We start from the raw sequence: 26,575 nt of genomic DNA, 5'->3' as shown, positions 1-26,575 counted from the left end.
ACGTGCGGCGGACCACGTCATCGTCCTTTCGGTGTGATCGCGCGCACGTTGCGTAACCACCGCGGGAGCGCTGCACTGAATCCATGCTGACGCGAATCGACCACATCGGGATCGCCTGCTTCGACCTCGACGCGACCGTCGAGTTCTACCGGGCCACGTACGGCTTCGAGGTGTTCCACTCCGAGGTCAACGAGGAGCAGGGCGTCCGCGAGGCCATGCTCAAGATCAACGGCACCTCGGACGGAGGCGCCTCCTACCTCCAGCTCCTCGAGCCGACCCGGGAGGACTCGACCGTCGCCAAGTGGCTGGCGAAGAACGGCGAGGGCGTCCACCACATCGCCTTCGGTACGGCGGATGTGGACGCGGAGGCGGCCGGCATCAGGGACAGGGGCGTACGCGTTCTGTACGAAGAGCCCCGGCGCGGCTCCATGGGGTCACGAATCACCTTCCTGCACCCCAAGGACTGCCATGGCGTACTGACAGAACTGGTCACTTCGGCGCCTGTTGAGTCATCCGAGCACTGACCCACGTACATAAGGGCCGGTAGGGTTGGGTCCGGTCGCCGCTCGATGCGTGGTGACCGTCCCGCCGTCTTTGGCGGCGGGATCGCCGGGGTCCGGGTTTCGGGGGGCGAGCGCGGGGCGGCAGCCCATGCTCAGCCGTTGATCTGACACCATTCCCCGGGGGCCCCGTTCGGCGGGTGGACGGAGCTCGGTGAGACTTGCGACCAGGGGACGGATGGGACCGCGCAGTGCGGGGCTACGAGAGCCAGGAGCGAGAGCCGGCGGCTGACGTCGACCACCTCTCTCGGTTCGAAGCCGAGATGAAGCGGCTGAAGACCGAGCGGGAAAAGGCGATCCAGCACGCCGAGGACCTCGGCTACCAGGTCGAGGTGCTGCGCGCCAAGCTGCACGAGGCGCGCCGCACCATCATGTCCCGGCCCGCCTACGACGGCGGTGACCTCGGCTACCAGGCCGAGCAGTTGCTGCGCAACGCACAGGTGCAGGCCGACCAGCTCCGCGCGGACGCCGAGCGGGAGCTGAGCCAGGCGCGGGCGCAGACCCAGCGGATCCTCCAGGAGCACGCGGAGCAGGCGGCCCGGCTCCAGGCGGAGCTGCACCAGGAGGCGGTGAACCGGCGCCAGCAGCTCGACCAGGAGCTGGCGGAGCGCAGGCAGACCGTCGAGTCGCATGTCAACGAGAACGTGGCGTGGGCGGAGCAGTTGCGCGCCCGCACCGAGCAGCAGGCCCGCCGTCTGCTCGACGAGTCCCGCGCGGAGACCGAGCAGGCGATGGCCGCCGCCCGCGCGGAGGCCGAGCGGCTGACGGCCGAGGCGCGGCAGCGGCTGCAGAGCGAGGCCGAGTCGGCCCGCTCGGAGGCCGAGCAGATCCTGCGCCGGGCCCGCGCGGACGCGGAGCGGCTGCTGAACGCGGCGTCGACGCAGGCGCAGGAGGCCACCGACCACGCGGAGCGGCTGCGGTCGTCGACGGTCAGCGAGTCGGATTCCGCGCGCCGTCAGGCGCAGGAGCTCGGCCGGGCCGCCGAGGAGCGGATGTCCGCTGCCGAGACGGCGCTGCGCGAGGCCCGCGCGGAGGCGGAGAAGGTGCTCGCCGAGGCTAAGGAGTCCGCCGCGAAGGCGCTCTCCTCCGCGGAGTCGGCCAACGAGACCCGTACGCGCACCGCCAAGGAGCAGGTGGCGCGGCTGGTCAGCGAGGCGACCAAGGAGGCGGAGACCACCAAGGCGGACGCCGAGCAGCTGGTCGCGGACGCCCGCGCGGAGGCGGAGAAGATCGTCGCCGAGGCCTCCGAGAAGGCCCGCACGATCACCGCGGAGGAGTCCGCGACGCAGCTGTCCAAGGCGGCCAAGACCGCCGAGGACGTGCTCAACAAGGCGTCGGAGGAGGCCAAGCAGACCACCAGGGCGGCGGCCGAGGAGGCCGAGCGGATCCGCCGGGAGGCCGAGGCCGAGGCGGACCGGCTGCGTGCCGAGGCGCACGACATCTCCGAGCAGCTCAAGGGTGCGGCGAAGGACGACACCAAGGAGTACCGCGCCAAGACGGTCGAACTGCAGGAGGAGGCGCGCCGGCTGCGCGGCGAGGCCGAGCAGCTGCGCGCCGACGCGGTCGCCGAGGGCGAGAGGATCCGCGCGGAGGCCCGCAAGGAGGCCGTGGCGCAGATCGAGGAGGCGGCCAGGTCCGCCGAGGAGCTGCTCGCCAAGGCGAAGGCGGACGCGGACGAACTGCGGTCCACCGCGCAGACCGACAGCGAGAAGGTCCGCACGGAGGCCATCGAGCGCGCCACGACGCTGCGCCGGCAGGCCGAGGAGACGCTGGAGCGCACCCGTCAGGAGGCCGAGCGGCACCGCGCGGAGGCCGTCGAGCAGTCCGACGCGCTCAAGGAGGACGCCGAGCGGGCCGCGCGCGAGCTGCGCGAGGAGACCGAGCGGGCCGTCGAGGCCCGGCGCGAGGAGGCCGCGGGTGAGCTGACGCGGCTGCACACGGAGGCCGAGGAGCGGCTCGCCGCCGCCGAGCGGGCGCTGGGCGAGGCGCGTGAGGAGGCCGTCCGGATCCGCCGGGAGGCGTCCGAGGAGAACGAGCGGCTGCGCGCGGAGGCCGCCGAGCGGATCCGTACGCTGCGGCAGCAGGCGGAGACGGAGGCCGAGCGGCTGCGTGACGAGGCCGCCGCGGACGCTTCGGCGTCCCGCGCGGAGGGCGAGTCCGTCGCCGTACGGCTGCGGTCGGAGGCCGCGGCGGAGGCGGAGCGGCTGAAGTCGGAGGCGCAGGACAGCGCCGACCGGATGCGGGCGGAGGCGCAGGCCGCCGCCGAGCGGATCGGTGCGGAGGCGTCGGAGACGCTGGCCGCCGCGCAGGAGGAGGCCGCCCGGCGGCGCCGCGAGGCCGAGGAACTCCTCGGCGCGGCCCGCAGCGAGGCCGGCCAGGAGCGCGAGCGGGCCCGCGAGCAGAGCGAGGAGCTGCTGGCGTCGGCGCGCACCCGCGTGGAGGAGGCGCAGGCCGAGGCCGTACGGCTGGTCGAGGAGGCGGACCGGCGCGCCACGGAGATGGTGTCGGCGGCCGAGCTCCACGCCCAGCAGGTACGGGACTCCGTCGCGGGGCTGCACGAGCAGGCGCAGGAGGAGATCACCGGGCTGCGGTCCGCCGCCGAGCATGTGGCGGAGCGGACGCGGCGCGAGGCCGAGGAGGAGGCGGACCGGGTCCGCGCCGACGCCTACGCGGAGCGGGAGCGGGCGAGCGAGGACGCGGGCCGGCTGCGGCGCGAGGCGCAGGAGGAGACGGAGGCCGCGAGGGCGCTGGCCGAGCGGACGGTGTCCGAGGCGATCACGGAGGCCGACCGGATCCGCTCGGATGTGTCCGACCACGCCCAGCGGGTGCGTACGGAGGCGTCGGACGCGATCGCCGAGGCGGAGCAGCAGGCGTCGCGTACCCGGGCGGAGGCCCGTGAGGACGCCAACCGGATCCGTTCGGACGCGGCGACGCAGGCGGACACCCTCATCACGGAGGCGCGCAGCGAGGCGGAGCGGCTCACCGACGAGACCGTCACCGAGGCGGACCGGGTTCGCGCGGACTCGGTGTCCAAGGCGGAGAAGCTGATCGCGGACGCGACCGGGGACGCGGAGCGGCTGCGGGCCGAGGCCGCGGAGACGGTGGGGTCGGCGCAGCAGCACGCGGAGCGGATCCGCCGGGAGTCCGAGCGGCTCAAGGCCGACGCGGAGTCGGCGGCCGACCATCTGGTGTCCACCGCGCGCGCGGAGGCCGAGCGGACCCTGGACGAGGCCCGCAAGGAGGCCAACAAGCGGCGTTCCGAGGCGGCCGAGCAGGTCGACACGCTCATCACGGAGACCACCGCCGAGGCGGACAAGCTGCTCACCGAGGCGCAGCAGCAGGCTCAGAAGACGACGGCGGACGCCGAGGCGCAGGCGGACACGATGGTCGGGGCGGCCCGCAGCGAGGCCGACCGGCTGGTGGGCGAGGCGACGGTCGAGGGCAACTCGCGGGTGGAGAAGGCCCGTACGGACGCGGACGAGCTGCTGGTCGGCGCGCGCCGGGACGCGACCCAGATCCGGGAGCGGGCGGAGGAGCTGCGCGACCGGATCACCGGTGAGATCGAGGAGCTGCACGCGCGGGCCCGCCGTGAGGCGGCGGAGACGATGAAGTCGACGGGCGACCGCTGCGACGCGCTGATCAAGGCCGCCGAGGAGCAGCTCGCCAAGGCGGAGGCGAAGGCCAAGGAGATCGTGTCCGAGGCCAACTCCGAGGCGGGCAAGGTGCGGATCGCCGCGGTGAAGAAGGCCGAGGCGCTGCTGAAGGAGGCCGAGCAGAAGAAGGCCAGCCTGGTGAAGGAGGCCGAGGAGCTGCGGGCCGAGGCGGTGCAGGAGGCGCGGCGCACGGTCGACGAGGGCAAGCGCGAGCTGGAGGTGCTGGTGCGGCGCCGCGAGGACATCAACGCTGAGATCTCGCGTGTGCAGGATGTCCTGGAGGCGCTGGAGTCCTTCGAGGCGCCCGGCGGTGCCAAGGACAACGGGGTCAAGGCGGGTGCGACGGTCGGCGCTCCCCGTACGGGTGGCAAGTCGGGGGAATAGTTGGCAAAGCGGACCAAATCCCCTGTACGGTGAGGGCTTTGATCATGGCTTTGGCAAGCTTTCCCGCGGCGAGCCACTCAAAAGGGGTGTCATTCTCCGTATCAAACGTGCATCCGCTCGATGACACAGCGCTTTCGCCCCTAGGATTCCACCTATCACCTCACCGGTCTCATTCGACAGGAACCCCATGAGCGACACTTCCCCCTACGGCTTCGAGCTTGTGCGGCGTGGATACGACCGCGCTCAGGTGGACGAACGTATCTCCAAGCTCGTCTCCGACCGTGACAGCGCTCTCACCCGCATCACCGCTCTGGAAAAGCGCATCGAAGAGCTCCACCTCGAGACTCAGAACGCCCAGGCGCAGGTCAACGACGCGGAGCCGTCGTACGCCGGCCTGGGTGCGCGTGTGGAGAAGATCCTCCGCCTCGCCGAGGAGGAGGCGAAGGACCTGCGCGAGGAGGCCCGGCGCGCGGCGGAGCAGCACCGCGAGCTCGCCGAGTCGGCCGCCCAGCAGGTGCGTAACGACGCCGAGTCGTACGCCGCCGAGCGCAAGTCGAAGGCGGAGGACGAGGGCGTCCGGATCGTCGAGAAGGCCCAGGGCGAGGCGTCGCAGCTGCGTTCCGACGCGCAGAGGGACGCCCAGTCCAAGCGCGAGGAGGCGGACGCCCTCTTCGAGGAGACCCGTGCCAAGGCCGCTCAGGCCGCCGCGGACTTCGAGACGAACCTCGCCAAGCGCCGCGAGCAGTCCGAGCGCGACCTGGCGTCGCGTCAGCAGAAGGCCGAGAAGCGTCTCGCGGAGATCGAGCACCGCGCGGAGCAGCTGCGGCTGGAGGCGGAGAAGCTGCGCACCGACGCCGAGCGCCGGGCCCGCCAGACGGTGGAGACCGCCCAGCGTCAGGCGGAGGACATCGTGGCCGACGCCAACGCCAAGGCCGACCGGATCCGTTCGGAATCCGAGCGTGAGCTCGCGGCGCTGACCAACCGCCGCGACTCGATCAACGCCCAGCTGACGAACGTGCGCGAGATGCTGGCGACGCTCACCGGTGCCGCGGTGGCCGCGACCGGCGCTCCCGCCACCGACGACGAGCCGATCTCCCGCGGGGTTCCGGCCCAGCAGTCGCGGTAACGGCTGAAGCAGGAGCTGAGCCCTCTGCCACCTGCGGTGGCAGAGGGCTTTGTCCCGTTCTAGCGTGGCCGCATGATCGAGCTCGAGGGGCTGACCAAGCGGTACGGCGAGAAGGTGGCGGTCAGGGATCTGACGTTCACCGTCCGGCCGGGCATCGTCACGGGCTTCCTCGGTCCGAACGGCTCGGGCAAGTCGACCACGATGCGGATGATCCTGGGCCTGGACCACCCGACCGCCGGTGATGTGCGGATCGACGGCACTCACTACGACCGGCTCCAGGACCCGCTGACGTACATCGGCGCCCTGCTCGAGGCGAAGGGCGTGCATCCGGGCCGCAGCGCCTACAACCATCTGCTGTGTCTGGCGCAGAGCAACGGCATCCCGGAGCGCCGGGTGCACGAGGTGCTGGACGCGGTCGGGCTGACGGCGGTGGCCCGGAAGAAGGCCAAGGGGTTCTCGCTCGGCATGGGCCAGCGGCTCGGCATCGCGGCGGCGCTGCTCGGCGACCCGCGGATCATGATGTTCGACGAGCCGGTCAACGGCCTCGACCCCGAGGGCATCCACTGGATCCGTACGCTGATGAAGTCCCTCGCCGCGCAGGGCCGTACGGTCTTCGTCTCCTCCCATCTGATGAGCGAGATGGCGCTGACCGCCGAGCATCTCGTCGTCATCGGACAGGGCCGGCTGCTCGCCGACACCTCCATGGCCGACTTCATCGCCCGCAACTCACGCTCGTACGTACGGGTCCGCAGCCCGCAGCGTGAACGGCTCCTCGACGTGCTGCACCAGGCGGGGATCACCGCCGTGGAGAGCGGCGACGGAACGCTGGAGGTGGACGGCTGGGAGGCTGAACGGATCGGTGAGCTGGCGGCCCGGCGGCAGGTGGTGCTGCACGAACTGAGCCCGCAGCAGGCCTCGCTGGAGGAGGCGTTCATGCGGCTGACCGCGGAGTCGGTGGAGTACCACGCGCACACCGGCACCCCCGCACCCGTCCAGGCGTGGGGCGACGGCTGGAAGAGGGGCTGAGCATGGCGGCGGCACAGGTCGTCCGGTCCGAGTGGACCAAGATCCGGTCGGTGGCATCCACGATGTGGACGCTCTCCCTGACCGTGGTCGTGACCATCGCGCTCGGCATGCTGATCTCGGCGCTGTCGAAGAACGAGTTCGACAGCATGAGCACCCGGGACCGGCTCTCCTTCGACCCGACGTTCATCAGCTTCGCCGGGATGGGCCTCGGCCAGCTCGCGATGATCGTGTTCGGGGTGCTGGTGGTGTCGAACGAGTACAGCACCGGCATGATCCGCGCCTCCCTCGCGGCCGTGCCCCGGCGCGGCACGTTTCTGCTGAGCAAGCTGGCGGTGGCCACCGCGCTCGCTCTGTTGGTCTCCATGGCGACCAGCTTCGCCGCGTTCTTTCTCGGCCAGGCGATGCTCGGCGAGCACAAGGCGTCGATCGGGGACGACGGGGTGCTGCGGGCGGTCCTCGGGGGTGGCCTCTACATGACGCTGATCGCGCTGTTCTCGATGGGCGTCGCCGCGATGCTGCGCTCCCCCATGCTGTCGCTGGGCATCCTGATGCCGTTCTTCTTCCTGATCTCCAACATCCTCGGCAACGTCGACGCCACCAAGAAGGTCGGACAGTTCCTGCCCGACCAGGCCGGGAGCAGGATCATGCAGGTGGTGACGCCGCTGGACGACGACACCCCGTACGGGCCCTGGGGCGGCCTCGGCATCATGCTGCTGTGGGTGATCGCGGCGGTCGTCGGCGGTTACGTACTGCTGAAGCGGCGCGACGCGCAGTGAGGCGCGTGGGGCGGCCGGTGTGGAGACGCGACGGCCCACACGTGACCGGGCGGGACCGGTTTTTACCTCGGCTTGAGCGGAACCGTCAGTGCCTCGATAAGCTCCTAACTCTTACGGGGGCGTGTGCCCCGCTGTCCTGAACCTTTCGATGGGTGCGGAGCATGATCGAGGCAGTCGGCCTGACCAAGCGGTACGGCGACAAGACCGCTGTGTACAACCTCTCCTTCCAGGTGCGGCCCGGCGCCGTCACCGGCTTCCTCGGCCCCAACGGCTCGGGCAAGTCGACGACGATGCGGATGATCCTCGGCCTCGACAACCCCAGTGCGGGTCAGGTCACGATCGGCGGCTACCCGTACCGCAAGCTGCCCAACGCCCCGCGCCAGGTGGGCGCGCTGCTCGACGCCAAGGCGGTGCACGGCGGCCGGTCGGCCCGCAGCCACCTGCTGAGCCTGGCGCAGCTGTCGGGCATCCCGGCCCGGCGGGTGGACGAGGTGCTGGGTGTGGTGGGCCTGCACGAGGTGGCGGGCAGACGGTCCAAGGGCTTCTCGCTCGGTATGGGCCAGCGGCTCGGCATCGCTGCCGCGCTGCTCGGCGACCCCCAGGTGCTGCTGTTCGACGAGCCGGTCAACGGCCTCGACCCCGAGGGCATCCTCTGGGTGCGCAACCTGATGAAGGCGCTGGCCGCCGAGGGCCGTACGGTCTTCGTCTCCTCCCATCTGATGAGCGAGATGGCGCTGACCGCCGACCACCTCATCGTCATCGGGCGCGGACAGCTGCTCGCCGACATGAGCGTGACGGACTTCATCTCCGCCAACTCCGCCGACTTCGCGCGCGTGCGCACGCCCGACACCGAGCCGCAGCAGCGCGAGAAGCTGTCCGCCGCGATCACCGAGGCCGGCGGCCATGTGCTGCCGGAGCAGGACGGCGGGCTGCGGGTGACGGGACTGCCGCTGCCGCGCATCAGCGACATCGCCCACGACGCCGACGTACGGCTGTGGGAGCTGTCGCCGCACCAAGCGTCGCTGGAGGAGGCGTACATGCGGATGACGCAGGGCGCCGTCGACTACCGGTCGACCACCGACCAGAAGGCGGGGCTCCAGCAGCCGCTGCCGCCCGGCGCGCAGCCGCCGATGCCCGTTCCGGGCCAGGGCCAGCCCGGCTGGTACGCCCCGCCGCCGCCCCAGCAGGGCGATCGGCCCTTCCCCGCGCCGCAGGCCGTACCCGTCCAGGCCCCCGCGGGCCCCTACGGCGGCCCCGTGCCGGCCCCCGGTGCCCCGGCGCCGAACCCGTACGCGCAGCCCGCTCCGCAGGCGCCCCAGGCGCCGCCCGCACCGGCTCCGGCGGCCCCGCCCGTGCCGCCGAACGCTCCCGCCGCCGACCTGACCAAGCCCGAGGACGCCCGATGAGCACGCCCCCGCCCCCGATGCCGCAGACCGCCGCACCCGACTGGCAGGCGGCGCCCGGCTCCCCGTACCCGACCTACACCTCGCCGATCCCCGTCGTCCGTACGCACCTCGGGCACGCGCTCGCCTCCGAGTGGACGAAGATCAAGTCGGTGCGCTCCACCATGTGGACGCTGGGTGTGTTCGCCCTGCTGGTCCTCGGCATCGGCACGCTGACCGGTCTGATCGTGTCCAGCTCCGAATCGGACGTGGGCGGCGAGAGCCCGCTGGCGCTCGGCTTCTTCGGGCTGCTGCTGGGCACCATGTGCATCATCACGCTGGGCGTGCTGACCACGGCCTCCGAGTACGGCACCGGCATGATCCGTACCACGATGGTCGCCTGCCCCTCGCGCGGACGGGTGCTCGTGGCGAAGGCCCTGGTGTTCTTCGTGCTGGCCTTCGTGGTGACGCTGGTGTGCGCCTCCCTGGTCGGTTTCCTGCACGTGGCGATGCTGGAGGGCAACAACGCGGGCGACCCCTCCGGCGAGGAGTGGCTGAAGGGCACCCTGGGCGTCTCGCTCTATCTGGCGCTGCTCGGCACGCTGTCGCTGGCGATCGGCTCGATCATCCGGCACTCCGCCGGCGCCATCACCATCATGATCGGCGCCGTGCTCGCCCCGCTGGTCATCGCGCTGTTCATGTTCTCGTCCTCGCTCCAGGACGTGCAGCAGGCGCTGTTCGAGTACTCCATCCCGAACCAGATGAGCATCTTCTACGCCAACTCGCTGTCCGAGTCCGGCCCTTCGGGCTGGGACCCGCTGTGGATCATGCTGGTCGCCACGGCGGCCGCGCTCGCCGGCGCCTTCGTCCTCCAGGAGCGGCGGGACGTGTAACCGGTTCAGAACTTCGGCGCGTTACGGGACCGCTGCACCCGCGTGGTGCGGCGGTCCTTCGCGTTCCAGCACGCCTTGTGCCAGTGCCGGCGCTCGTCGACGCCCGAGTGCTCCGGCCAGGCCACCACATGCGGCACCCCGTCCGGGATCAACTGGTCGCAGCCGGGGCAGCGGTAGGCCTTGCCCTGGGCGCTGGCCCCCGCGACGTGCCGCACGTTCCACTCGTCGCCCTGCCAGCTCTCCGTCGACTGCCAGCCGCCGTAACGGCCGGAACGGTCGTCCTCGGCGCTCCGGCCGGACGAACCGGCTCCCTTGGCTCGGTTGCGACGCGGGGACACGGGACACCTCACGGGGCTCTACAGGATGCTGGGGCCGCGTCCAGCCTACGCGGCGCGCGCGGGGGTACGCGTACGGAACCAATCGACACAAGTCCCCTCCGTGGCGGCGCGGCCCGCACCCCCCGAGCGGCCATTCTGCAGACAATCCGCAAAATCCCCCGCCCGGCCGTGTCCTCGGCACGTGTCGGGCGGTTATGCCCTGCGGGGGAGCTCCGCGTCGGAGCCAAGGAAGCAGGAAAGAGCAATGCGCGTTGGAAGTTTCGTGTTGGCCGCCCGGTTCCCCGGGCAGGGCGAGGGGGAGGCGCTGCACCGCGCGGTCCGCTCGGCCGAGGTCGCCGAGGAGGCGGGGCTCGACACGGTCTGGCTGGCCGAGCACCACTTCGTGCCGTACGGCACCTGCCCGTCCGCCGTCACCCTGGCCGCCCTGCTGCTCGGCCGCACCCGCCGGCTGCGCGTCGGTACGGCGGTGAGCGTGCTGCCCACCGTCCACCCCGTCGCCCTCGGCGAGCAGGCCGCGCTGCTGCACATCACCAGCGGCGGCCGTTTCACGCTGGGCCTCGGCCGCGGCGGGCCCTGGGTCGATCTGGAGGTGTTCGGAGCCGGTCTGGAGGCGTACGAGAGGGGGTTCCCGGAATCACTCGATCTGCTGGTGCGCTGGCTGCGGGAACCGTCCGTCGGGGCCTCCGGCGAGCGGTTCCGGTTCCGCGAGGTGCCCGTCGTCCCCCGCCCCTCGGAGGCCCTGGACGAGGCCGAGGGCCCGGAGGTCGTGGTCGCCTGCACCTCCCCGGCGAGCGTACGGCTGGCCGCGGAGCGCGGACTGCCGATGCTGCTCGGCATGCACATCGGGGACGAGGAGAAGGCCGAGATGGTCTCCCTGTGGAAGCGGCACGCGCGCGCGTGCGCGCGCCCGGCGCGGGAGATCCACCGCGCGGCCCATGTCTCCGCCGGTGTCTGCCAGATCGCGGACCGGCGCACGGACGCGGCGGAGACCCTGACCAAGGCGATGCCCGGCTGGCTGCGGCAGGGCCTGGAGGCGCATGTCACGGTGGACGGGCGGCAGCGCCGGATGCGCGATCCGCTGGCGTACACCGAACTCCTCTGCGGGCTGCACCCGGTGGGCCCGCCGCGGCTGTGCGCCGACCGGCTCGCCGCGACCAGCGAGCGGACCGGCATCTCCCGCTTCGCCCTGCTCGTCGAGGGTTCGGGCGATCTGGCGGCGACGGAGGAGAACGTACGGCGCCTCGGGACCGAGGTGCTCCCCCAACTCGGCTGAGCGAGCCGGGGGCCGAACGACAGGCTTGCCGCCCCGGTACTTCGACGCACCTCCCGCGTGCGGAGCGGCAAGCGAACGATGGAGCGCGTCAGCAGTCGCGAAGTTCCGGCGACTGGTTGAGTATCTGAGCGCGCACCGAGGTGAAGCGGGCGTGCCTCTCGTCGACCGTGGGGTCGAGCGGGAACACCGCCACCCGGTGGCAGTTCTGGAAGGCCAGCCGCACACCGAAGTGCCGTTGCAGCGCGCCGCGTATCGCGTCACTCGCGAGCGCACGCAGCAGCTGTCCGCGTGCCTGCTCGTCCGGCGGGGGCGTCTGGTTGTCGGCGAAGTCTCCGCCGTCCACCTTCAGCTGGGCCACCAGGGAGCTGATCATCTCCCACGCGAAGGGCAGGGAGGTCCGGACGCAGTCGACGAATTCCGCTTCGTCGACCTCGCCTCGCTCGGCCTGTTCGAGTAGGGCCGGTGAGACGTCGAGCGACATGGGTTCTCCTCTCGCACCCCCAACGATCAGGGGTTGCCTGACAGATATAGGGAGTGCGCGATATTGGACACGCTGCGTACACAGTTCGCGACCTCCCGTTCAATACCGTAAGCAACGGACGGTGACGGCACCAGGCGAATGCCCGGATGCGGGACTTCCTGTGGGCAGGTATCCGGCCATCGCCGAACACGCGTTTTCCAGGAGATTCAGGACGTGTCCCGAGAGGCCGGCGGGGCGGGTGCGACGGCCGTCGGAGGGCGGATCGCGTCGACCCCCGCCGGTCGAGTAGCGTTGCCGACCATGCGTCTCGTCATTGCCCGCTGCTCCGTGGACTACGCCGGTCGGCTCACCGCGCACCTGCCGTCGGCACCCCGTCTCATCCTGGTCAAGGCGGACGGCAGCGTCTCGATCCATGCCGACGACCGGGCCTACAAGCCCCTGAACTGGATGTCGCCGCCCTGCACGCTGAAGGAGGGCTCGGGCGACGAGGAGGGCGTCTGGACCGTCGTCAACAAGGCGGGCGAGAAACTCATCATCACGATGGAGGAGGTTCTCCACGACTCCTCGCACGAACTGGGCGTCGACCCGGGCCTGATCAAGGACGGCGTGGAAGCGCACCTCCAGGAGCTGCTCGCCGACCGCATCGAGACCCTCGGCGAGGGCTACACCCTCATCCGCCGCGAGTACATGACCGCGATCGGTCCGGTCGACATCCTGTGCCGGGACGCCGAGGGGCGGACCGTCGCGGTGGAGATCAAGCGGCGCGGTGAGATCGACGGCGTGGAACAGCTCACGCGCTACCTGGAACTGCTGAACCGCGATCCCCATCTCGCCCCCGTGCGGGGCGTCTTCGCCGCGCAGGAGATCAAGCCGCAGGCCCGGGTCCTCGCGACCGACCGGGGCATCGGCTGCCAGGTCCTCGACTACGACGCGATGCGCGGCATCGAGGACGACAAGCTGCGGCTGTTCTGAGTTCCGCCGGTACGACGACGAGGGCCGGGTTCCTTTCGGGACCCGGCCCTCCGACGTGCGCGGGGGTCAGATGATCTGCTCCGGGTCGTCGGGGGTGCCGGTGCCGGCGCTCGCCGGGGCGCTCGCGCTGGACTCCACGGGGGAGGCCGGGGCGGAGTCGCTCGCGGAGTTGGTGGGCGGCTGCTCCGGGGTGGTGGGATCGTCCGTCGGCGTCGTGGGATCCCCGGTCGGTGTCGACGGGTCGTCGGTCGGGTCGTCCGTCGGATCGTCCGTCGGGTCGTCGGTCGGGTCCGGGGACGAGGGCGCACCGGTGTTGGTGGGCTTCTTCGTCGGCGACTTCGTCGGCGCATCCGGCTTCTTCGTGCCGCTCGGCCCGTCCGACGGCTCCCCCGACTCACCGGCCGTGGGCGTCGGGTCGTCGGACGTGCCCACGGTGCCGTCCGGGCCCGGGTCGGTCGGCCGGCTGGTGGCCTCACCGGTGTCGCCCTCGTCCCCGGCCGCGGGGTCGGCGTCGAGGCCGCCGTCGTCGACGCCCTGGCCGGCGGACGGGTTGACTCCCACGTTCTCGGACGGGGTGCCGGCGTCGTTCTCCGACGTGGCGCCCAGGGTGACCACCGTGCCCAGCACGGCGACGAGCAGCGCGCCCGCGCCGGCCGCGACCAGGTTGCGCTTTGCCAGCCCCTTGAGACCGCCGCCCGCCTTGGCCGAGGACGACGAGGGGGACGACGACGGCGTGTACGCGACCGGCATCGTACGGCTGACGAGCATGCCGGTGTCGGCAGGCGGCTGCAGGTCCGGGAACGCCGTCGGCACCGCGCGCGGCGGTGCGGCGGGCTCCTCGAACCGCTCCTCGGGCAGCTCGTCCGCGGCCGTCGCCATCAGCGCGAGCGGCATTCCGGAGCGGTCGGCGACAAGGGCGAGCGCACGGCGGCCGGCGACGGTGCCGCGCTTGTCGGCGAGGGCGCCGCGCAGCCCGATGGACGCCTCCAGTTCGGCGCGCGCCCGGTCGAGCCGGCCGGCGCACAGCGCGTGGATGCCGAGTTCGTGGTGGAAGTAGGCCTGTTCGCCCACGTCCCCGGCGAGCCGTGCGGCCTCCGCGCCGGCCCGCAGTACCCGCTCCCAGGCGCTCCAGCGCAGACCGGCGGCGAACGCGGGCGCGGCGGAGCGGGCCAGCTTGACGGCCGTGCTCTCCTCGCCCTCGGCGCCGGCGGTGGTGAGCGGCGACAGCAGGGTGAGCGCGGCGAGTACGGCGTCGGCCTCGGCGCAGACGCGTTCCGGGGTGACCGAGGGGTGCCCGGTCCACCAGGCGTAGTGCTGGGCGGCCCCGCGGGCCTGCTCGTCGGCGTCGTCGGCGTACCCGGCGGCCTCCAGTTGGGCCGGCACCCCGGCGGCCAGCCGGTAGCGGGTACCGACGGCGGAGACCAGTCCGCAGGCGGCCAGTTCACCGAGTGCGGCGTCGGCGTGGGTGTCGCCCACCAGGGCGGGCAGATGCGCCTGGTGGGGCACCTCGCCGCCGAGGGCGACGGCGAACCGCAGGGTGGCGCGGGCGGAGGCGCTGAGCCGGGCGGCGAGCAGCGGGGCGGGGGCGGCGGCCTCGCCGAGCGAGGGCAGCGGCACCTCCTCGCCGTCCTCGGGGTCGTAGACCGACTCGTCGGGCCGTACGTCCTCGAAGACGCCGAGTTCGTCGACGGCCCCGGCGCCGGCCCGCAGCCGGTCGCGCTGCCGCAGCAGGGCACCGGCCTGGACGAAGCGCAGCGGCAGGCCCTCGGACTCGAACCAGAGGTCGCCGGCCCAGTTGGACTCGTCCTCGGTGAGGCTCCGGCCCACGGCGTGTTCGAGCAGGTCGAGGCTGTCGGCGCGGGCGAGGCCGGGGAGGGCGACCTCCTCGATGCCGGCGTCGGCGGACGGCTCGGGCACATCCGGGGTGGCGGCGAGCAGGAACGCGCACTCGGGGGTGGCGTCGAGCAGCTCGTCGAGGGCGGTGCCGCCGAACTCCAGGTCGTCGAGGACGACGACGGCGCCGATCGCACCGACGAGGGCGACGATCTCGTCCCGCTCGGGGCGGTGCCGGGGGGCGTCGTAGACCGCGTAGAAGAGGTCGTGGAGCAGGTCGTCGGCGGTGCGGCGCAGGCCGTCGAGGCGGACGACGCCGTCGGGGGCGAGGTCCGCGCAGTCCTCGGCGACGATGTCGAGGAGCCGGGTGCGGCCGGAGCCCGCGGGGCCGGTGAGGCGTACGGAGCGGCCGCGGGCGAGCAGCCGGACCAGTTTCTCGCGCTCGTCCTGGCGGGCCAGCAACGGCAGCGTGGCCGGGGCGGGGCCCGGCGGGACGGGCGGCCTGGCGGCCTGTTCCACCTCGGCGCGCTCGGTCTCGGTCCGCTTCTCGGGGCGGGCCGGCCGTTCGGCGGGCGGGCAGGGTTCGATCTCGCTGCCGTCGACGGGGTTGACGGTCAGCAGGAAGTCGCCGGAGACGAGCTGCACCGTGCGGACGAGCGCGGGCGCGTGCTGTCCGAAGTCGGAGGTGAGGGATTCCCGGGGCGGACGCTGGCGCGGTGCGGCGCCATCACCTTCGTGGCCGTACTCCCCGGGTCCCGTGCTGTTCGGGTCCATAGGTCCTAGCCCCCCAAAAGCGTCGTGTGGTGGAAGCCCCTCCCGGCCTCGTCGCACACCGCGCTGTCGCATCCGGTCCGGGCCCGCTCAGGGTTTGCAGGGCAGCAGGCAGCCGAACCCTAAACCTTCGGTCAGTATCTACGACAGTCCGGGGTACCGGGCGGCCCGAGAGGTCACGTTCTCGTGAGGATTGTGCGCGCGTCGCTCGGTTCGCCGAGGTCGGCCCGGGTTTCGCCGGCGGTCCGGCGTATCCCGTACGGGCTCATACGCGGGGCAGTGTGTCCACCCCGATGCCCCCCTCGATCGCCAGGATCCGGTGCAGCCGGGTGGCCACCAACAGGCGCTGCATCTGCGGCGGTACGTCCCGCAGTACCAGGCGCCGGCCGCAGCGGCCGGCCCGTCGGTGGGCTCCCATGATCACGCCCAGTCCGGTGGCGTCCCAGGAGTCCAGATCGGACAGGTCCAGCACCAGGTCGCCGGCTCCGTCGTCGACGGCCGAGTGCAGGACCGTACGGGCGTCCGCCGCGCTGCGGACGTCGAGGCGGCCCCCGACGACCAGCTCGGCGTGGTCGCCCCTGATGTACATATGTGTCTCCCCGATATGCGTGTCGTGCTCCGCGGTGTCTTCTCATGGCCGGTGGTGCAACCTCTGACGGCGTGGTGACGGCAGAGGTTGCTGCCTGTAAGCGAACCGATACCGAATTCACCCCGGCGTGTGATGCGTGCCGGGGTGGGGGTGCGGTGTCAGTGCTTGTAGAAGCCCTGCCCGCTCTTGCGGCCGATGTCACCGGCGTCAACCATCCGGCGCATCAGCTCGGGAGCGGCGAACTTCTCGTCCTGGGACTCGGTGTAGATGTTGGACGTGGCGTGCAGCAGGATGTCCACGCCCGTGAGGTCGGCGGTGGCCAGCGGTCCCATCGCGTGGCCGAAGCCCAGCTTGCAGGCGAGGTCGATGTCCTCGGCGCTCGCCACGCCCGACTCGTACAGCTTGGCGGCCTCGACGACGAGGGCGCTGATGAGACGGGTGGTGACGAAACCGGCGACATCGCGGTTGACGACGATGCAGGTCTTGCCGACGGACTCGGCGAACTCCCGAGCCCTGGCGAGGGTTTCGTCGCTGGTCTTGTAGCCGCGGACCAGTTCGCACAGCTGCATCATCGGGACCGGCGAGAAGAAGTGCGCGCCGACGACCCGCTCCGGGCGCTCCGTCACGGCCGCGATCTTGGTGATCGGGATGGCGGAGGTGTTGGAGGCGAGTACGGCGTCGTCCCGCACGATCTTGTCGAGGGCGCGGAAGATGTCGTGCTTGACCTCGAGCTTCTCGAACACGGCCTCGACCACGACGTCCGCGTCGGCGCAGGCGTCCAGGTCGGTGGTCGGGGTGATCCGGGCGAGGGCGGCGTCGGCGTCGTGCGCCTCCAGCCGGCCCTTGCTCACGAACCTGTCGTACGACGCCTTGATGCCGTCGGTGCCGCGCGTGAGCGCCTCGTCGGTGACGTCCCGCAGGACGACGTCCCAGCCCGCCTGAGCGGAGACCTGGGCGATGCCGGACCCCATGAGACCGGCTCCGATGACGGCGAGCTTGCGTGCCACTGTGCGACTCCCCTGATACGCGCTGTCGTTGTTCTCTACGGGCGGACATTAGCGGGCGTCAGGGTTTCTGTGACTGACTTAGTAACGCGTTTCACGTCTCACGGAGTGAGACTCCCGTCACGTCCCGCGTACTGCGGCGCCGGTCGGGTGCGCCGCGCCCACCCGCCTTGCGGAAGCGGAGGGTTGCGGGCCCCCGCGAATGCCAGGGTAGGAGGGCCGGTGACCGCCCGATCAGAGGAGAACCGACCGATGGCCGTGATCCACCGCACCACCATGGAACCCACCAAGCTGGAACTGCTGGCCTCTTGGCTGCCGTCGCGGCCCTGGTACCACGGGGACGCGCGGGGGCCGCGGCTGTCCAGGGCCGGCGGTTTCCGACTCGACGACCCGAAGGGCGAGGTCGGCGTCGAGTTCATGATCGTCACCGATGAGTCCGGCCCGCAGCCGGAGGCCTACCTGGTGCCGGTCACCTACCGGGGCGCTCCGCTCGACGGCGCGGAGCACGCCCTCATCGGCACCTCGGAGCACGGGGTGCTGGGCCGGCGCTGGGTCTACGACGGCTGTCACGACCCGGTGGCCGTCGTCGAGTTGGCGGCGCTGGTCGAGGGCCGGGCCGAGGCTCAGGCGCAGAGCGTCAGCGACACGCCCGACAAGGAGGTCACACGGGCCTGCGCCGGTGAGCTCACGGTCCCGGCGGACCTCACCGCCGTGGACACCCCGGAGCACACCGAGCTGTCGGCACCGGACGGCACGGCGCTGCGGGTCCTGCGCACGCTGCGTCCGGCCCCGGACGGCGTGCCGCTGCCGGAGCCGGGGGCGGCGGGGCATGTGGCCGGGGTGTGGGAGCTGCCCGACGGCACCCGCGCGCGGGGTCTGTTGTGCGTGCTGCACACCACTCCGCCGGTGTAGGGGGCGTACGGCAGGCCGCGGCGCGGGCGGCGCCGGGACCTCGTCGCGCACACGGCCCGAGCGGTGCGACCCCTGGGCGGGACGGTGCCGAGGGCCGGTGCGCCCCGCCCGCCGATACGGAAGGCGGGGCGCACAGGCACCGCCTACTCCCGGGCAAGACAGTGCCGAAGACCCTCACGCCCCACCCGCCGGTTCGGAAAGCAGCGCTCACAGGCACCGCCTACCCCCGGGGGACGGTGTCGAGGGCCGGTGCCCCGGACCGTGTTGGCGCGCCCCGGCCGCCGGGGCGGCAGGCCGCTTCAGCCGCGCACCGCGTAACGGAGCACCCGGTCGCTGAGCAGTTCCTCGATGTCGTCGACCAGGACGAGCATCTCGCGCGAGACCTCGGCCGGTGCGCGGCCCTTGAGCATCTCGCGGCCGATCGCGGCGAACACGGTGCCGTGGATCCAGCAGATCTGACCCGCCACCAGCCCCGGCAGGGGATCCTCGGGGACGGCGCCCGTCTCCTCCCTGAGCACCGCCTCCAGGTTGTCCTGGACCTCCTGCTGCACACTCCACAGCCGGGACCGCAGCTGCGGGGAGTCGTGGATGACCCGCTTGACTTCCTCCCCCTCCTGAAGGAGGGGGAGTCCTACGGCTCGCGCCGTGGGGGTTTCTGCTTCATCGCCGACTGCCCGCCCGGAGTGCTCCGTTGAGGTCTTACACCGGCTCCACAGACCGATGCCGTCAGCCCGACGGCCAGAATGTTCTTCGCCGCGTTCACGTCCCGGTCGTGGGCCGTACCACAGCTGTCGCACGTCCAGGTGCGGACGTTCAGTGGCATCCCGCCCCGCAAGGTGCCGCAGGCCGAGCACAGCCTGGAGGAGGGAAACCACCGGTCGACCGCGATCACTTCGCGGCCGTACCACTGGGCCTTGTACTCCAGCATGCTCCGGAACTCCGACCACGCCGCGTCACTGATGGCGCGGGCCAGGCTCCGGTTCTTCACCATGTTCCGGACGGTGAGGTCCTCGATCACGAGCGTTTGGTTTTCACGCACGAGCCGAGTGGTGAGCTTGTGCAGGTGGTCACGCCTGCGATCGGTGATACGGGCGTAGACCCTGGCAGCCTTCCGGCGCGCCTTTGCCCGGTTCGCTCCGTCACCCCTGGTCTTGCGGGCAAGCTGCCGCTGCGCCCTGGCGAGGCGGGCGCGGTCGCGGCGCTCGTGGCGGGGGTTGGCGATCTTCTCCCCGGTCGAGAGGGTCAGAAGGTGATCGAGCCCGACGTCGATACCGACGGCCGCACGGGTGACGGGGAGCGGCTGAACCGTCGGGTCCTCGCACAGCAGGGACACGAACCAGCGTCCCGCCGGATCCTGGGACACGGTCACCGTGGACGGCGACGCACCCTCCGGAAGGGGACGCGACCACACGATGTCCAGCGGCTCGGCCATCTTCGCCAGGGTCAGCTTCCCGTCCCTGAACCGGAACGCGCTGGTGGTGTACTCCGCCGACTTCCGCGACTTCTTCCGCGACTTGAAACGCGGGTACTTCGCCCGCTTGCCGAAGAAGTTCGTGAACGCCGTCTGCAGGTGCCGCAGCGCCTGTTGCAGCGGGACGGAGGAGACGTCATTGAGGTACGCGAGCTCCCCGGTCTTCTTCCAGGCCGTCAGCATCGCGGAGGTGGCGTTGTAGTTCACCCGCTCCTGCCGCGCCCACGCCTCCGTGCGCGCGGCGAGGGCAAGGTTGTAGACCTTCCGCACACACCCGAACGTGCGGGACAGCTCCGCTGCCTGCGCATCTGTCGGACAGAAGCGGTACTTGAACGCCCGCTTCACGTGGGAGGTCTTCACAGCTCACATACTACTCCATCAGTTTGTGAAGGAGTGCGGGCAGTCGGGGGCGGACGCCGGTCCGCCCTGGCAGCAAACCGGCATTCCCCGCCCCGCTCCGCAGGAGATCCGTTTCTCCCCCGCAAGCGGGAGGTACCCCCACCCCCGGCTGAAGCCGGGGGTATCCACGAAGGAGAACCCCGATGACCCTGGGCCCGGCGTGGCTGGACGTCCTGTCCCACCTGATGCCGTTCCGCTATCTGGTCGACGCGGTGCGGGACGCGTACGTCGGCTCCTACGCGACGGCCCACATGCTGTACGGCGCGATCGTCGCCGTCGCCCTCACGATCCTCGCCGTGACAGTGGGCACACGGGTCTTCCGGACGGCCGGAGCGTAACTAGGCTGGCCCCATGGTCAACCTGACGCGTATCTACACCCGGACCGGCGACAAGGGCACCACGAACCTCGGTGACATGTCCCGGGTCGCCAAGACCGATCTGCGGATCTCCGCCTACGCCGACGCCAACGAGGCGAACGCGGTGATCGGTACCGCGATCGCGCTGGGCGGGCTGGAGGACGAGGTCGTCCAGGTCCTCACCCGGGTGCAGAACGACCTGTTCGACGTGGGCGCCGATCTGTCGACGCCGGTGGTGGAGAACCCCGAGTACCCGCCGCTGCGGGTGGAGCAGTTCTACGTCGACCGGCTGGAGGCGGACTGCGACACCTTCAACGAGCGGCTGGAGAAGCTCCGCTCCTTCATCCTCCCCGGCGGTACACCCGGCGCGGCCCTGCTGCACCAGGCGTGCACGGTGGTCCGCCGGGCCGAGCGCTCCACCTGGGCGGCGCTGGAGGCCCACGGTGACTCGATGAACCCCCTCACCGCCACCTATCTCAACCGCCTCTCCGACCTCCTGTTCATCCTGGCCCGCATCGCGAACAAGGAGACCGGAGACGTGCTGTGGGTGCCGGGCGGGGAGCGCTAGGCCGGCCGGCGCGCGGCCCGGCAGAGGGCGAGCGCGCTCTCCGCGGCGCCGGCGCGCATCATCACGACGCCCACGCTGCGGGCATGAGCACCGGCACGTCCACTCCCGCGGCGAACGGCGACAGCGCCAGGCCCGCCGCGGCCGTGGCGGGCCCCGCGAGGAGGTTCCCGGACGTCCTCGTCATCGGCCGGCACGCTCCTTGCCGAGATCCGGCTCGGCCGGGGCCCCGGTCGCCGGGGCCTTCTTCGGCCAGATCCAGTAGGCCAGGGCCACCAGGCCGTGGATGCCGGCCGCGCGCCAGGCGGTGTAGCGCCAGGCTTCCAGGGAGGTGACGCGGTCCGGGTCGCCGACGTACCGGATGGCGAGCTGGAGCAGCGCGGTCGCCACGGCGGCGCCGATGAGCGTGCCCAGCCACACCCTGGTCTCGTGCCGGGCGCGGGGCATGCCGTAACGCGGCGGTCCCTGCGGCCTGGGCGCGCCGGCCAGCCGGTGGGCGGCGTGGCCGTCGAGCCACTGCACAGTGCGGTGGCCGTGGCCCACCGTGTAGCCGATGTAGAGCGCGGCGAGGCCGTGGGTCCAGTTGGGTTCGGCGCCGTTCTTCAGGTCCAGGGCGGTGGCGACCAGCAGGACGACCTCCAGCAGCGGCTCGCACAGCAGCAGTGCGAGCCCGGTGCGCGGCATCCTCAGCAGATAGCGGCAGGCCAGTCCGGCGGCCAGCAGCACCCAGAAGCCGATCTCACAGGCGGCGATCAAGGCGACGATCACGGTTCGCTCCCTTCGGTCACCCTGTCAGGCTCCCGTGCGGAACACCCCGTTTCGTCGTCGCAGCCGATGAACCGTCGGTACATCGAAAGATGCAGTCCGGGACCGTCCGCGGGGATCAGGCGGCGGGTGCGCGCAGCGTGTTGGATGGTGCCATGGCCGTACGACCACCCCGCCCGCCCCGCTTCGACGTGGGGGTCTCGCTCGCCGGACTCGCCGGCGGGCTGGTGCTGTGGGCGTTCGGGCTGGGCCTGCGGACGGCGGGCAACGCACAGGTCCTCCTCGACGGCCGCTGGCCGCTCCTCGTGCCGCTCGCCGTGATGGCCGGCTGCGAGCTGCTGCGCCGCACCGCGCCGCGCACCGGACTCGCCATCGGCACGCTCGCGCTGGCCGCGGATCTGATGACCCAGGGCAGCATCGCCACGATCGTGATGTACACCGACCTGATGTACGCCGCCGTCCTGTACGGCACCCCCACCACGGCCCGCCGGCTGCCCTGGATCACCGGGATGCTGTCGATCGCCGCGACGCTGGTGCCGTTCGCCGTGCTGCGGGAGCCCGAGGCGCTGCTGATCGGTGTCGTCATGGGCGCCGTGACGTTCACGCCCGCGTCGACCGGCCTCATCGTGCGCAACCACCGTGACGCCGCCGAGTCGGCCCGGCTGCGCGCCGAACAGACCGCGCTGCTCGCGGAGATGGACCGCGTCCAGGCGGTGACGGCGGAACGCGCCCGGATGGCGCGGGAGTTGCACGACATGGTGGCCAACCACCTCTCCGCGATCGCCATCCACTCCACGGCCGCGCTCTCCCTCAAGGACGAGAGGACCTCCCTCGACGCCCTCGCCGTGATCCGGGAGAACAGCGTCCAGGGACTGTCCGAGATGCGACGGCTCATCGGCATCCTGCGCGACGGCGCGGACGACCGCGAACCGGCCGCGACCCCCACCCTCGACGGCCTCGGCGCCCTGGTCGAGGGCGCCCGCGCCAATGGCCTCGACGCCGGCCTGGACGCCGCCTACGACTCGGTCCCCGCACCGGTCGAACTGGCCGCGTACAGGATCGTGCAGGAGTCGCTGACCAACGCGCTGAAGCACGCCGCCCCGGGACCGGTCACGGTGTGGCTGCGGCGGCACGACGACGGCCTCGGCATCCGGGTGACCAGTGCGTACGGCGGCCGGGACACCCCGCGCGCCCCGGGGTCCGGTGCCGGACTCGTCGGCATGCGGGAGCGGGTGGCCCTGCTGGACGGCACGTTCGAGGCGGGGCCGGAGAGCGGCGCGGACGGCAGGCTGTGGGTGGTACGCGCGCTGCTCCCCGTCACCGACATCGCCCAAGGAGAGATGGAATGATCCGCGTCCTGGTCGCCGAGGACCAGTCCGCCGTCCGGGCCGGTCTGGTCCTGATCCTGCGCAGCGCCCCCGACATCGCGGTGGTCGGCGAGGCGGGCGACGGTGAGCGGGCGGTGGCGCTGGCCCGTGAGCTCCGCCCCGACCTGGTGCTGATGGACGTACAGATGCCACGTCTGGACGGGGTGTCGGCGACCCGGCAGGTGGTCGGGGAAGGGCTCGCCGATGTGCTGGTGCTGACCACCTTCGACCTCGACGAGTATGTGTTCGGGGCACTGCGGGCCGGAGCGGCCGGATTCCTGCTGAAGAACACCGAAGCCAAGGACCTCATCGAGGCGGTACGCACCGTGGCGCGCGGGGAGGGCGTGGTCGCCCCGGCCGTCACACGGCGGCTGATCGCCGAGTTCGCGGCGAAGCCGGCCCGCCGGGAGACGGCCGATCCGGCGGTGCTCGACTCCCTCACCCGGCGCGAGCGCGAGGTGCTGTCCTGTCTCGGCGAGGGGCTGTCCAACGCCGGCATCGCGGCACGCCTCCAGATGGCCGAGGCCACGGTGAAGACGCACGTCAGCCGACTGCTGGCCAAGCTGGAGCTGCGCAGCCGGGTGCAAGCGGCGGTACTGGCGCAGGAATTGGGGATCTGAACCCCGTAGCGGAGTGGTGGTCCAGACCTATTGACCGGTGGTCCAGACCTTTCTATTCTCACGGCACTGCGGGTGTGATGGCTCAGTCACACCCCCGACGGCTTCTCCCCCATAAGGAGGCGCAGCATGCGCTTCAGACACAGAGCCGCCGCAGGGTTCGCGACCCTGCTGCTTCCCTTCGCCGGCCTCGTCGGCCTCGCGAGCCCGGCCGAGGCCGCGACCTCGGCGACCGCCACCTACGCCAAGACCCAGGACTGGGGCTCGGGCTTCGAGGGCAAGTGGACGGTGAAGAACACCGGCACCACCGCCCTCAGCTCCTGGACCGTCGAATGGGACTTCCCCTCCGGCACCAAGGTCACCTCCGCGTGGGACGCCACCGTCACCAGCTCCGGTGACCACTGGACCGCCAAGAACGTCGGCTGGAACGGCACCCTCGCCCCCGGCGCGTCGGTCTCCTTCGGCTTCAACGGCAGCGGTGCGGGCTCCCCCTCCGGCTGCAAGCTCAACGGCGGCAGCTGCGACGGCTCCTCCGTCCCCGGCGACAACGCGCCCTCCGCGCCCGGCACGCCCAGCGCCTCCGGTGTCACCGACACCTCGGTGAAGCTGTCCTGGTCGGCGGCGACCGACGACAAGGGCATCAAGAACTACGACGTCCTGCGCGACGGCGCCACGGTCGCCACCGTGACCGGTACCTCGTACACGGACACCGGCCTCAGCAAGGGCACCGACTACTCGTACACCGTGCGCGCCCGTGACACCGGCGACCAGACCGGCCCGGCCAGCGGCGCGGTCAAGGTCCGCACCACCGGCAACACCGAGGAGCCGCCGCCCACCGGCGACAAGGTCAAGCTCGGCTACTTCACCGAGTGGGGCGTCTACGGCCGCAACTACCACGTCAAGAACCTGGTGACGTCCGGCTCCGCCGCCAAGATCACGCACATCAACTACGCGTTCGGCAACGTCAAGAACGGCCAGTGCGTCGTCGACGACACCTACGCCGCCTACGACAAGGCCTACACCGCCGACCAGTCCGTCAGCGGCACCGCGGACACCTGGGACCAGCCGCTGCGCGGCAACTTCAACCAGCTGCGCCAGCTGAAGGCCAAGTACCCGCACATCAAGGTGCTGTACTCCTTCGGCGGCTGGACCTACTCCGGCGGCTTCGGCCAGGCGGCACAGAACCCGGCCGCGTTCGCCAAGTCCTGCAAGCAGGTCGTGGAGGACCCGCGCTGGGCCGATGTCTTCGACGGCATCGACATCGACTGGGAGTACCCGAACGCCTGCGGTCTCACCTGTGACAGCAGCGGCCCGGCGGCCTTGAAGAACCTCACGCAGGCCCTGCGCTCCGAGTTCGGCCAGAACTACCTGGTCACCGCCGCCATCACCGCGGACGGCTCCAACGGCGGCAAGATCGACGCGGCCGACTACGGCGGCGCCTCGCAGTACCTCGACTGGTACAACGTGATGACGTACGACTACTTCGGCGCCTTCAACGCGCAGGGTCCGACGGCCCCGCACTCGCCGCTCACCTCGTACAGCGGCATCCCGCAGGCCGGCTTCAACTCGGCCGACGCGATCGCCAAGCTGAAGTCGAAGGGCGTCCCGTCCGCCAAGCTGCTGCTCGGCATCGGCTTCTACGGCCGCGGCTGGACCGGTGTCACCCAGTCCGCCCCCGGCGGCACGGCGACCGGAGCGGCCCCGGGCACCTACGAGGCCGGTATCGAGGACTACAAGGTCCTGAAGAACACCTGCCCGGCCAACGGCACCATCGCGGGCACGGCGTACGCGCACTGCGGCAACAACTGGTGGTCCTACGACACCCCGTCGACGATCGCCGGCAAGATGTCCTGGGCCAAGAACCAGGGCCTCGGCGGCGCCTTCTTCTGGGAGTTCAGCGGCGACACCACGAACGGCGAACTGGTGACGGCCATCAACAACGGCCTGAAGTAACCCTCACGCGGTACGCGACACCCACCCTCCTCCGGACTCGTCCGGGGGAGGGTGTACGCGGCTACGCCACGTTCACCCTCTGGCCGGGCGGGGCCGCCTCGAGCCACGCGAGGAAACCGGTCAGCGCGTCCTCGCTCATCGCGAGTTCGAGTCGCGTGCCCCGGTGCAGACAGACGAGGATCACCGAGTCCGACAGCAGCGCCAGCTCCTCCTCGCCCTCGGGAAGACGACGGCCGGCCACCTCGATCGCGGAACGCTCCAGCACGCGGCGCGGGCGGGGAGCGTACGAGAACACCCGGAACCACTCGACCCGGTCACCGTTGTAGCGCGCCACCCCGTACGCCCAGCCCTTGCCGCCGGGGTCACCCGACTCGGGGACCGCCCAGCGCAGGCTGCAGTCGAACGTACCGCCGGACCGCTGGATGAGGCGGCGGCGCAGGCCGAAGACGAAGAGTCCCACCACCACGAGGGCCACCACGATTCCGCACACAGTCAGAGCGAGGACCATCGGCACCGACCTCCTCGTCTCCTAGGTAACGGAACGGAAAAATCATCCAGATCTGCCTCAGCCGCGACCGGCTCCGGATCGCTCCGGTGCCGGCCGCGGCTGAGTGACGTCATCCCACCGCGCCGGTATCAGCGCCCTGCCGACGCCGCCCGCAGACGGACGTCCGCGCGGCGCTGGGCCTCCGCGTCGTCCTCCGCCTTCGCGCGGGCGAGTTCCTGCTCCGCGCTCTGGACGTCGATCTCGTCCGACAACTCGGCGACCTCCGCCAGCAGCGACAGCTTGTTGTCCGCGAACGAGACGAAACCGCCGTGCACCGCGGCGACGACCGTCCCGCCCTCGCTCGTACGAATGGTCACCGGGCCCGACTCCAGCACACCGAGCAGCGGCTGGTGACCGGGCATGACGCCGATGTCGCCGGACGTGGTGCGCGCGACGACCAGGGTGGCCTCGCCGGACCAGACCTCTCGGTCGGCCGCGACCAGCGCGACGTGCAGCTCAGCAGCCAAGGTGGCTCCTCGGGTCACCACCCGGCGGTTCGGCCGGGTGTTGGTTACAAGTCTAAGGGGCGTGCATGAGGGGGCGGGACGCGCCCGCCCCCTCA

Annotated in this window: 24 protein-coding genes and 2 pseudogenes; 15 read left to right on the top strand and 11 right to left on the bottom strand. The window is 71.6% G+C overall.

The features are described from left to right. Positions 1–83: 83 nt before the first annotated feature. From mce to ACGFR9_RS07705, 7 genes are all read left to right on the top strand, one after another. On the top strand, positions 84–524 hold the full coding sequence (mce, locus tag ACGFR9_RS07735) for a methylmalonyl-CoA epimerase (protein ID WP_393203909.1): 441 nt from the start codon (positions 84–86) through the stop codon (positions 522–524). 227 nt (positions 525–751) lie between these two features. Continuing rightward, on the top strand, positions 752–4,597 hold the full coding sequence (gene scy, locus ACGFR9_RS07730) for a polarized growth protein Scy (RefSeq protein WP_393203907.1): 3,846 nt from the start codon (positions 752–754) through the stop codon (positions 4,595–4,597). 187 nt (positions 4,598–4,784) lie between these two features. Next, positions 4,785–5,723 (top strand): cellulose-binding protein, encoded by a 939-nt coding sequence (locus tag ACGFR9_RS07725; protein ID WP_393203905.1) that lies wholly within the window; start codon positions 4,785–4,787, stop codon positions 5,721–5,723. A 72-nt stretch (positions 5,724–5,795) separates the two neighbouring features. Further along, positions 5,796–6,749 (top strand): ATP-binding cassette domain-containing protein, encoded by a 954-nt coding sequence (locus ACGFR9_RS07720; RefSeq protein ID WP_393203903.1) that lies wholly within the window; start codon positions 5,796–5,798, stop codon positions 6,747–6,749. Between the two features lie 2 nt (positions 6,750–6,751). After that, entirely contained in the window at positions 6,752–7,525 is a 774-nt protein-coding gene (locus ACGFR9_RS07715; RefSeq protein WP_393203901.1) for an ABC transporter permease, read from the top strand. A gap of 161 nt (positions 7,526–7,686) precedes the next feature. Beyond that, positions 7,687–8,931 (top strand): ATP-binding cassette domain-containing protein, encoded by a 1,245-nt coding sequence (locus ACGFR9_RS07710; protein ID WP_393203899.1) that lies wholly within the window; start codon positions 7,687–7,689, stop codon positions 8,929–8,931. After that, positions 8,928–9,800: an ABC transporter permease subunit gene (locus tag ACGFR9_RS07705; protein ID WP_393203897.1), complete on the top strand. Its 873-nt coding sequence runs from the start codon at positions 8,928–8,930 to the stop codon at positions 9,798–9,800. Before ACGFR9_RS07710 ends, ACGFR9_RS07705 begins: the two co-directional genes overlap by 4 nt. A 5-nt stretch (positions 9,801–9,805) precedes the next feature. Here ACGFR9_RS07705 and ACGFR9_RS07700 read toward each other — a convergent pair whose 3' ends face one another. Next, positions 9,806–10,138, bottom strand: coding sequence for an ATP/GTP-binding protein (locus ACGFR9_RS07700; RefSeq protein WP_393203896.1), 333 nt, complete (start codon positions 10,136–10,138; stop codon positions 9,806–9,808). Between the two features lie 244 nt (positions 10,139–10,382). Between ACGFR9_RS07700 and ACGFR9_RS07695 the strand changes: the two genes are divergently transcribed. Beyond that, positions 10,383–11,411, top strand: a complete 1,029-nt coding sequence (locus tag ACGFR9_RS07695) for an LLM class flavin-dependent oxidoreductase (protein ID WP_393203894.1) — start codon at positions 10,383–10,385, stop codon at positions 11,409–11,411. A gap of 88 nt (positions 11,412–11,499) precedes the next feature. Here the strand turns inward: ACGFR9_RS07695 and ACGFR9_RS07690 are convergent, their stop codons facing one another. Further along, a complete protein-coding gene (locus tag ACGFR9_RS07690; protein ID WP_393203892.1) occupies positions 11,500–11,892 on the bottom strand; it encodes an SCO5389 family protein in 393 nt (130 codons plus the stop codon). A gap of 300 nt (positions 11,893–12,192) precedes the next feature. Here ACGFR9_RS07690 and nucS point away from each other — a divergent pair, with 300 nt between their 5' ends. Then, a complete protein-coding gene (gene nucS / locus ACGFR9_RS07685) occupies positions 12,193–12,864 on the top strand; it encodes an endonuclease NucS (protein ID WP_030223856.1) in 672 nt (223 codons plus the stop codon). Between the two features lie 66 nt (positions 12,865–12,930). Here nucS and ACGFR9_RS07680 read toward each other — a convergent pair whose 3' ends face one another. From ACGFR9_RS07680 to ACGFR9_RS07670, 3 genes are all read right to left on the bottom strand, one after another. Continuing rightward, a complete protein-coding gene (locus tag ACGFR9_RS07680; protein WP_393203890.1) occupies positions 12,931–15,471 on the bottom strand; it encodes an ATP-binding protein in 2,541 nt (846 codons plus the stop codon). 262 nt (positions 15,472–15,733) lie between these two features. Next, entirely contained in the window at positions 15,734–16,057 is a 324-nt protein-coding gene (locus ACGFR9_RS07675; RefSeq protein ID WP_030223853.1) for an STAS domain-containing protein, read from the bottom strand. Positions 16,058–16,215: 158 nt separating this feature from the next. After that, complete coding sequence (locus tag ACGFR9_RS07670) at positions 16,216–17,064, bottom strand: 3-hydroxyacyl-CoA dehydrogenase family protein (protein ID WP_393203888.1); 849 nt, start codon at positions 17,062–17,064, stop codon at positions 16,216–16,218. A gap of 249 nt (positions 17,065–17,313) precedes the next feature. Here ACGFR9_RS07670 and ACGFR9_RS07665 point away from each other — a divergent pair, with 249 nt between their 5' ends. After that, positions 17,314–17,973: a 1,4-alpha-glucan branching protein gene (locus ACGFR9_RS07665; RefSeq protein WP_393203886.1), complete on the top strand. Its 660-nt coding sequence runs from the start codon at positions 17,314–17,316 to the stop codon at positions 17,971–17,973. Between the two features lie 299 nt (positions 17,974–18,272). Here the strand turns inward: ACGFR9_RS07665 and ACGFR9_RS07660 are convergent. Beyond that, a pseudogene (locus ACGFR9_RS07660) lies at positions 18,273–18,572 on the bottom strand (TetR/AcrR family transcriptional regulator); the annotation flags it as partial. 32 nt (positions 18,573–18,604) lie between these two features. Beyond that, the gene (locus tag ACGFR9_RS07655) at positions 18,605–19,804 is read right to left on the bottom strand and encodes an RNA-guided endonuclease InsQ/TnpB family protein (RefSeq protein WP_393203884.1); all 1,200 of its coding nucleotides are present in this window, start codon (positions 19,802–19,804) and stop codon (positions 18,605–18,607) included. Positions 19,805–19,983: 179 nt separating this feature from the next. Here ACGFR9_RS07655 and ACGFR9_RS07650 point away from each other — a divergent pair. Beyond that, positions 19,984–20,181, top strand: a pseudogene (locus ACGFR9_RS07650) (ABC transporter permease); the annotation flags it as partial. A gap of 13 nt (positions 20,182–20,194) precedes the next feature. After that, complete coding sequence (locus ACGFR9_RS07645; protein WP_030223841.1) at positions 20,195–20,767, top strand: cob(I)yrinic acid a,c-diamide adenosyltransferase; 573 nt, start codon at positions 20,195–20,197, stop codon at positions 20,765–20,767. A gap of 61 nt (positions 20,768–20,828) precedes the next feature. Here the strand turns inward: ACGFR9_RS07645 and ACGFR9_RS07640 are convergent, their stop codons facing one another. Beyond that, a complete protein-coding gene (locus ACGFR9_RS07640; protein ID WP_393203882.1) occupies positions 20,829–20,951 on the bottom strand; it encodes a hypothetical protein in 123 nt (40 codons plus the stop codon). Continuing rightward, the gene (locus ACGFR9_RS07635) at positions 20,948–21,532 is read right to left on the bottom strand and encodes a hypothetical protein (RefSeq protein WP_393203880.1); all 585 of its coding nucleotides are present in this window, start codon (positions 21,530–21,532) and stop codon (positions 20,948–20,950) included. Before ACGFR9_RS07635 ends, ACGFR9_RS07640 begins: the two co-directional genes overlap by 4 nt. A 152-nt stretch (positions 21,533–21,684) precedes the next feature. On the opposite strand from ACGFR9_RS07635, the gene ACGFR9_RS07630 reads away from it, so the two are divergent. The 3 genes from ACGFR9_RS07630 (at position 21,685) to ACGFR9_RS07620 (ending at position 25,466) form a co-directional block, all read left to right on the top strand. Further along, positions 21,685–22,878: a sensor histidine kinase gene (locus tag ACGFR9_RS07630; protein WP_393203878.1), complete on the top strand. Its 1,194-nt coding sequence runs from the start codon at positions 21,685–21,687 to the stop codon at positions 22,876–22,878. Next, positions 22,875–23,516, top strand: a complete 642-nt coding sequence (locus tag ACGFR9_RS07625; RefSeq protein WP_393203876.1) for a response regulator — start codon at positions 22,875–22,877, stop codon at positions 23,514–23,516. The genes ACGFR9_RS07630 and ACGFR9_RS07625 overlap by 4 nt, the downstream gene beginning before the upstream one ends. Before the next feature lie 126 nt (positions 23,517–23,642). Continuing rightward, positions 23,643–25,466, top strand: a complete 1,824-nt coding sequence (locus tag ACGFR9_RS07620; RefSeq protein WP_393203874.1) for a glycosyl hydrolase family 18 protein — start codon at positions 23,643–23,645, stop codon at positions 25,464–25,466. Between the two features lie 61 nt (positions 25,467–25,527). Here ACGFR9_RS07620 and ACGFR9_RS07615 read toward each other — a convergent pair whose 3' ends face one another. Further along, positions 25,528–25,974 carry a DUF2550 domain-containing protein gene (locus tag ACGFR9_RS07615; RefSeq protein ID WP_393203872.1) on the bottom strand — a complete coding sequence of 149 codons (447 nt, stop codon included), beginning with the start codon at positions 25,972–25,974 and terminating at the stop codon, positions 25,528–25,530. A 128-nt stretch (positions 25,975–26,102) separates the two neighbouring features. Beyond that, entirely contained in the window at positions 26,103–26,480 is a 378-nt protein-coding gene (locus ACGFR9_RS07610) for a F0F1 ATP synthase subunit epsilon (protein ID WP_030223830.1), read from the bottom strand. Positions 26,481–26,575: the final 95 nt, after the last annotated feature.

Origin of the sequence: Streptomyces sp. NPDC048584 (genome assembly GCF_043199595.1) — a bacterium.
GTDB lineage: Bacteria > Actinomycetota > Actinomycetes > Streptomycetales > Streptomycetaceae > Streptomyces > Streptomyces edwardsiae.
The sequence above is the reverse complement of the archived record's forward strand: the minus strand, read 5'-3'. Positions and strand labels throughout refer to the sequence as shown.

What these genes read in the sequence shown, in the direction of transcription:
- ACGFR9_RS07690 (WP_393203892.1), bottom strand. Translation starts at nt 11,892, where the DNA reads ATGTCGCTCGACGTCTCACCGGCCCTACTCGAACAGGCCGAGCGAGGC.
- ACGFR9_RS07665 (WP_393203886.1), top strand. Translation starts at nt 17,314, where the DNA reads ATGGCCGTGATCCACCGCACCACCATGGAACCCACCAAGCTGGAACTG.
- ACGFR9_RS07615 (WP_393203872.1), bottom strand. Translation starts at nt 25,974, where the DNA reads ATGGTCCTCGCTCTGACTGTGTGCGGAATCGTGGTGGCCCTCGTGGTG.
- ACGFR9_RS07640 (WP_393203882.1), bottom strand. Translation starts at nt 20,951, where the DNA reads ATGACGAGGACGTCCGGGAACCTCCTCGCGGGGCCCGCCACGGCCGCG.
- ACGFR9_RS07710 (WP_393203899.1), top strand. Translation starts at nt 7,687, where the DNA reads ATGATCGAGGCAGTCGGCCTGACCAAGCGGTACGGCGACAAGACCGCT.
- ACGFR9_RS07705 (WP_393203897.1), top strand. Translation starts at nt 8,928, where the DNA reads ATGAGCACGCCCCCGCCCCCGATGCCGCAGACCGCCGCACCCGACTGG.
- ACGFR9_RS07715 (WP_393203901.1), top strand. Translation starts at nt 6,752, where the DNA reads ATGGCGGCGGCACAGGTCGTCCGGTCCGAGTGGACCAAGATCCGGTCG.
- ACGFR9_RS07620 (WP_393203874.1), top strand. Translation starts at nt 23,643, where the DNA reads ATGCGCTTCAGACACAGAGCCGCCGCAGGGTTCGCGACCCTGCTGCTT.
- ACGFR9_RS07630 (WP_393203878.1), top strand. Translation starts at nt 21,685, where the DNA reads ATGGCCGTACGACCACCCCGCCCGCCCCGCTTCGACGTGGGGGTCTCG.
- ACGFR9_RS07695 (WP_393203894.1), top strand. Translation starts at nt 10,383, where the DNA reads ATGCGCGTTGGAAGTTTCGTGTTGGCCGCCCGGTTCCCCGGGCAGGGC.
- mce (WP_393203909.1), top strand. Translation starts at nt 84, where the DNA reads ATGCTGACGCGAATCGACCACATCGGGATCGCCTGCTTCGACCTCGAC.
- ACGFR9_RS07645 (WP_030223841.1), top strand. Translation starts at nt 20,195, where the DNA reads ATGGTCAACCTGACGCGTATCTACACCCGGACCGGCGACAAGGGCACC.
- ACGFR9_RS07725 (WP_393203905.1), top strand. Translation starts at nt 4,785, where the DNA reads ATGAGCGACACTTCCCCCTACGGCTTCGAGCTTGTGCGGCGTGGATAC.
- ACGFR9_RS07675 (WP_030223853.1), bottom strand. Translation starts at nt 16,057, where the DNA reads ATGTACATCAGGGGCGACCACGCCGAGCTGGTCGTCGGGGGCCGCCTC.
- ACGFR9_RS07720 (WP_393203903.1), top strand. Translation starts at nt 5,796, where the DNA reads ATGATCGAGCTCGAGGGGCTGACCAAGCGGTACGGCGAGAAGGTGGCG.
- ACGFR9_RS07680 (WP_393203890.1), bottom strand. Translation starts at nt 15,471, where the DNA reads ATGGACCCGAACAGCACGGGACCCGGGGAGTACGGCCACGAAGGTGAT.
- ACGFR9_RS07625 (WP_393203876.1), top strand. Translation starts at nt 22,875, where the DNA reads ATGATCCGCGTCCTGGTCGCCGAGGACCAGTCCGCCGTCCGGGCCGGT.
- nucS (WP_030223856.1), top strand. Translation starts at nt 12,193, where the DNA reads ATGCGTCTCGTCATTGCCCGCTGCTCCGTGGACTACGCCGGTCGGCTC.